The 5257-nt window shown below is 45.1% G+C and carries 5 protein-coding genes; 4 read left to right on the forward strand and 1 reads right to left on the reverse strand.

Annotated features, from left to right (window positions below):
* Window positions 1-76 precede the first annotated feature (76 nt).
* Window positions 77-706, reverse strand: a complete 630-nt coding sequence (locus BACCELL_RS00005) for a helix-turn-helix transcriptional regulator (RefSeq protein ID WP_007209403.1) — start codon at window positions 704-706, stop codon at window positions 77-79.
* A gap of 153 nt (window positions 707-859) precedes the next feature.
* Between BACCELL_RS00005 and lpdA the strand changes: the two genes are divergently transcribed.
* The 4 genes from lpdA to BACCELL_RS00025 form a co-directional block, all read left to right on the forward strand.
* Window positions 860-2209, forward strand: a complete 1350-nt coding sequence (gene lpdA / locus BACCELL_RS00010; protein WP_007209404.1) for a dihydrolipoyl dehydrogenase — start codon at window positions 860-862, stop codon at window positions 2207-2209.
* On the forward strand, window positions 2209-2958 hold the full coding sequence (locus BACCELL_RS00015; RefSeq protein ID WP_007209405.1) for a lipoate--protein ligase family protein: 750 nt from the start codon (window positions 2209-2211) through the stop codon (window positions 2956-2958). Before lpdA ends, BACCELL_RS00015 begins: the two co-directional genes overlap by 1 nt.
* Window positions 2959-3024: 66 nt before the next feature.
* On the forward strand, window positions 3025-4398 hold the full coding sequence (locus tag BACCELL_RS00020) for a dihydrolipoamide acetyltransferase family protein (protein WP_007209406.1): 1374 nt from the start codon (window positions 3025-3027) through the stop codon (window positions 4396-4398).
* Window positions 4399-4416: 18 nt separating this feature from the next.
* A partial coding sequence (locus BACCELL_RS00025; RefSeq protein WP_007209407.1) for a thiamine pyrophosphate-dependent dehydrogenase E1 component subunit alpha occupies window positions 4417-5257 on the forward strand: 841 nt, incomplete at its 3' end.

The following is a 5257-nucleotide window of genomic DNA, read 5'->3' on the forward strand; positions in this document are numbered from 1 at the left end:
TAAATTATCATTTATAGGTTTCTGGTTGCAAAGTAAGGGCATTTCCCCTGTCTCCGCAATCCTCATTTATTAGGATTTAGATACGGTCTGCTTCAACGTACCCGTGCATTACAGCATAAATCGTCAGTCCGGCCACTGATTTAATGCCCAGTTTCTCCGTAATATTCTTTCGGTGGGAGATGACGGTAGTCAGGCTGATATTTAGTTTATCGGCTATTTCTTTATTGATAAGTCCTTTGGTTATCAGTACCAGTACTTCTATTTCGCGGGGAGAAAGATCATGTTCACTGTCGGCATGAGGATTACCGCACGGATGTGCTGTTGCACCGTGGGGATGTCCGTGGGGGTGGCTATGAGGATGTCCGCCTTTGTGTCCGAACTGATGCAGTTGCAGGATGTTTCTGATCAGTGTTTTCTCGTCCTGATAAATATTCAAGGTCGGTATTCCTGCCAGTTGAGGCTGATTGTCACCATTTGCCAATACAATGGTCTTGGGCTTGCGCGGCAGGAAAAAAGCGGTATGCTCAAAATATATCTGTGCTGAAACGAAATAATGCGCGTACATATCGGGGGTATCGTCCATCAGTTCCTCGAACGAACTGAATACACGGATGACGGCCATCGGGATAATTTCTTCTAGAAGGCTTTGCAATCCCATACATGATAAGGTGTTGGAGTCAGCAATTGCTATTTCGGGAGCTACCATAGTATTTCTTAAATTTCTGCAAAAGTACAGATAAATTTTAGGATGTAGGCTATTGTGATTGAAAAACAGTAACTTTCCTTAATAGGTTGTCATAGAACTTTGCGCTCTTCTCTTTTGTTGTTAAGTATATAATTTACTTAATACTACTGATTTATGAAATATGATATAGCTATCATCGGCGGTGGCCCTGCCGGATATACGGCAGCCGAAAGAGCGGCTGCAAACGGGCTGCAAACTGTTTTGTTTGAAAAGAAAGCTATTGGCGGTGTTTGTCTCAATGAGGGGTGTATCCCTACCAAAACTCTGCTTTATTCCGCCAAGTTGTGGGACAATATGAAAGGCGCGTTCAAGTATGGCATCTCTGTGCCCGATGGTTCGTCATTCGATATGAAAAAGATTATCGACCGTAAAGATAAAATTGTGAAAAAGCTGACCGGTGGTGTGAAGATGACCGTCAGTTCTTACGGTGCTGTTATTGTACCGCAGGAAGCCGTTATTGTGGGGGAGGCGGACGGACGTTTCCAGCTTTCGGCTGCCGGCGAAGCATATGAAGTAACCTATCTGTTGGTATGTACAGGTTCCGATACATTGATCCCTCCCATTAAAGGATTATCTGAAATTGATTATTGGACATCAAAGGAAGCATTGGAGATCACAACTTTGCCCCGTTCACTTGTCATTATCGGCGGTGGTGTTATCGGAATGGAATTTGCCTCTTTTTTCAATAGCATGGGTGTGCAGGTGCATGTTGTTGAAATGATGCCCGAAGTATTGGGCGCTATGGATAAGGAAACCAGTGGCATGCTACGTTCGGAATATCAGAAGCGTGGGGTTAATTTCCATTTGAATGCCAAAGTAATTGAAGTCGGCAAAGAGGGTGTCACTATTGAAAAGGAAGGTAAGACTGCACGTATCGAAGCCGAAAAGGTACTCGTCAGTGTGGGTAGGAAAGCTAACTTGTCCCAGGTCGGTTTGGATAAACTGAACATTGAACTGCTGCGCAACGGTGTGAAGGTGGATGAACATATGCAGACTTCCCATCCTCGTGTTTATGCCTGTGGTGATATTACCGGACACTCTATGCTGGCACATACTGCCATTCGTGAAAGTGAAGTTGCCGTCAATCATATCCTGGGAGTGGAAGACCGTATGAATTACGATTGTGTACCCGGTGTGGTGTATACCAATCCCGAAGTAGCGGGAGTAGGTAAGACTGAGGAAGAACTGAAAGCATCCGATATCAGTTATCATGTACAGAAGCTACCGATGGCCTATTCCGGTCGTTTTGTAGCCGAGAATGAATTGGTGAACGGGCTTTGTAAGTTGATATTGGACAATGATGATCGGGTGATAGGCTGCCATATGCTGGGAAACCCTGTTTCCGAATTGATTGTTCTTGCCGGACTTGCCGTGCAGCACGGATATACGGTGGAAGAGTTTCAAAAGACTGTTTTTCCGCATCCGACGGTCGGTGAAATCTTCCATGAAACTTTGTTTGCGTAATGTTCTGTATTGATAATCGCTGTACGGATATTTATTTTAATCTGGCAGCAGAAGAGTATTTGTTGAAGCAGAAGCGAGGTAACTTCTTTATGCTTTGGCAGTCGGAACCTTCCGTAGTGATAGGGAAACATCAGAGTGTGGCGGTGGAAGCGGACGAGAGGTTTCTGGATGAAAAGGGAATAACCCTGGCACGCCGTTTCTCCGGTGGAGGTGCTGTATATCATGACAGGGGAAATATTAACCTGAGCTTTATTGAAACCGTAAAACAGCCGGACTTTGTATATTACCTGCAACAGGTCGTTGATTTTCTCGAAAAGGTAGGCATCTCAGCTTATGCTGACCAGCGTCTGGGCATTTATGTGGACGAACGGAAAATATCAGGTAGTGCGCAGTGCATACACAAAGATCGTGTGATGTATCATTGTACTTTGTTGTTTTCTACTGATCTGGATACGTTGAATGCGGCATTGAATGGCGATCCGGATGTGGAAAGCCGTTTACCGGGCTCTCGTACTATGCGTGCAGTACCTTCCGTACGGAGTGAAGTTGCGAATATAAAAGACTTTTTGTCTGAGCCTATGGACATCAAGCGTTTCATGCATTTGCTCTTTCACTCCTTTGTGGATGATGACGATAACCGGATTTACCGCTTCTCTGCCGGAGATATGGAAGCCATCGAACGGTTGAAAGCGGAAAAGTATGCTTGCAAAGAGTGGATATATCATAAATCCGCATTAACTTTTACTTAAGTTAAAAACTTACTACTCAGTTGTTTGTTGTATATATAATAAACCGAGAACCTAAAACTTAACTATATGTCAAGATTTGAAATAAAGATGCCCAAATTGGGTGAAAGTATAACCGAAGGTACCATCATCTCATGGTCGGTACAAGTAGGAGACATCATCAAGGAAGATGATGTATTGTTTGAAGTAAATACCGCTAAGGTTAGTGCCGAAATACCATCTCCGGTAGAAGGTAAAGTCGTGGAAATTTTATTTAAGGAAGGAGATACCGTAGCTGTGGGTACGGTGGTGGCTATTGTCGATATAGGAGGTGAAAACTCCGAGGATGAGGATAGCGTAGAGGCTCTCCAAAGTTCCGCTACTGATGAGAGTGTTGCGGTTGTTTCTAAGGCTGCCTCCGAGGAAACTCCTCAAGTCAAGGCTGTAAAATCGGAAGAAGAACGTTGGTATTCGCCTGTAGTTCTTCAGTTGGCTCGTGAGGCCGGCATTCAGCCTAAAGAACTGGATACTATTCCGGGTACCGGATATCAGGGACGGGTGAGCAAGAAGGACATCAAGAGTTACATTGTCCGGAAACAAAGTGGCGATACCATCACGACACAACCTGCTGCTAAACCAAGTCCGCAACCTGTTGCAAGCGTTGCACCGCAACCGGTAGCTACAGCACCTGCCCAGTCGTCTGCTAAACCTGCTGCAACTCCTGAAGTACAACGTACTACACCAGCTTCCGGCACATTCTCAGCAGAAGGTGTTGAAGTAAAAGAGATGGATCGTGTACGTAAGGTGATAGCCGACCACATGGTAATGTCTAAACATACTTCTCCGCACGTAACCAATGTTGTGGAAGTGGATGTAACGAAACTTGTGAAGTGGCGTGATAAGAATAAAGATGCTTTTTTCCGTCGTGAGGGAGTGAAACTTACGTATATGCCTGCCATCACAGAAGCTGTGGCGAAGGCGCTGGCTGCTTACCCGCAAGTGAATGTATCGGTAGAGGGATATAATATCCTGTTCAAGAAACATATCAATGTCGGTATTGCCGTTTCTCTGAATGATGGCAATCTGATTGTTCCGGTGGTTCGTGATGCCGATCGTCTGAATCTGAACGGACTTGCCGTAGCCATTGATTCACTGGCACTCAAGGCTCGTGATAATAAGCTGATGCCCGATGATATTTCCGGTGGCACTTTTACGATTACGAACTTCGGTACATTCAAGTCTTTGTTCGGTACACCTATCATCAATCAGCCTCAGGTAGCTATCCTGGGAGTAGGATACATTGAGAAGAAGCCTGCCGTAATAGAGACTCCGGAAGGGGATGTGATTGCCATCCGTCATAAGATGTATCTGTCCCTCTCTTATGACCATAGAGTCGTGGATGGTTCATTAGGTGGCAACTTCCTCTATTTTATTAAAGATTATCTGGAAAACTGGAAAGAATAACTTAATACCTTGATAAGTATGAAAAAGTACAATATAAAAACCACAGATGTGGAACTGCTGAAGAAATGGTATTACCTGATGACGCTGGGGCGTGCGCTTGATGAAAAGGCGCCCGCTTACCTGTTGCAGTCTCTTGGCTGGTCCTTTCACGCTCCGTATGCCGGACATGACGGGATACAGTTGGCCATCGGACAGGTATTTACCAAAGGAGAAGACTTTCTTTTCCCTTACTACCGTGATATGCTGACTGCCCTTTCCGCCGGAATGACGGCAGAAGAACTTATACTGAATGGTATCTCCAAAGCTACTGATCCGGGAAGTGGCGGACGCCATATGTCCAATCACTTTGCCAAACCCGAATGGCATATTGAGAATATATCCTCGGCTACAGGTACGCATGATCTTCATGCAGCCGGTGTGGCACGTGCAATGGTATATTATGACCATAAAGGAGTCGTTATTACTTCACACGGCGAATCTGCTTCATCCGAGGGCTTTGTCTACGAAGCTGTCAATGGTGCCAGCCTTGAACGCCTGCCTGTTATTTTTGTATGGCAAGATAATGGATATGGTATATCTGTTCCGAAGAAAGACCAGACGGCAGCCCGTAAAGTGGCGGATAACTTCTCCGGATTCAAGAATCTGAAGATTATCCATTGTAATGGAAAAGATGTGTTCGACTCCATGAATGCCATGACTGAGGCCCGTGAGTATGCATTGCTGAACCGGAATCCGGTAATCGTACATGCCAATTGTGTCCGTATCGGTTCCCATTCCAACTCTGACAAAGATACTCTGTACAGGGATGAAAATGAACTGGCTTATGTGAAAGAAGCTGATCCGTTGCTGAAGTTCCGCC

The sequence above is a fragment of the Bacteroides cellulosilyticus DSM 14838 genome (genome assembly GCF_000158035.1).
GTDB classification, from domain to species: Bacteria; Bacteroidota; Bacteroidia; order Bacteroidales; family Bacteroidaceae; genus Bacteroides; species Bacteroides cellulosilyticus.

What these genes read in the sequence shown, in the direction of transcription:
- BACCELL_RS00005 (WP_007209403.1), bottom strand. Translation starts at nt 706, where the DNA reads ATGGTAGCTCCCGAAATAGCAATTGCTGACTCCAACACCTTATCATGT.
- lpdA (WP_007209404.1), top strand. Translation starts at nt 860, where the DNA reads ATGAAATATGATATAGCTATCATCGGCGGTGGCCCTGCCGGATATACG.
- BACCELL_RS00015 (WP_007209405.1), top strand. Translation starts at nt 2,209, where the DNA reads ATGTTCTGTATTGATAATCGCTGTACGGATATTTATTTTAATCTGGCA.
- BACCELL_RS00020 (WP_007209406.1), top strand. Translation starts at nt 3,025, where the DNA reads ATGTCAAGATTTGAAATAAAGATGCCCAAATTGGGTGAAAGTATAACC.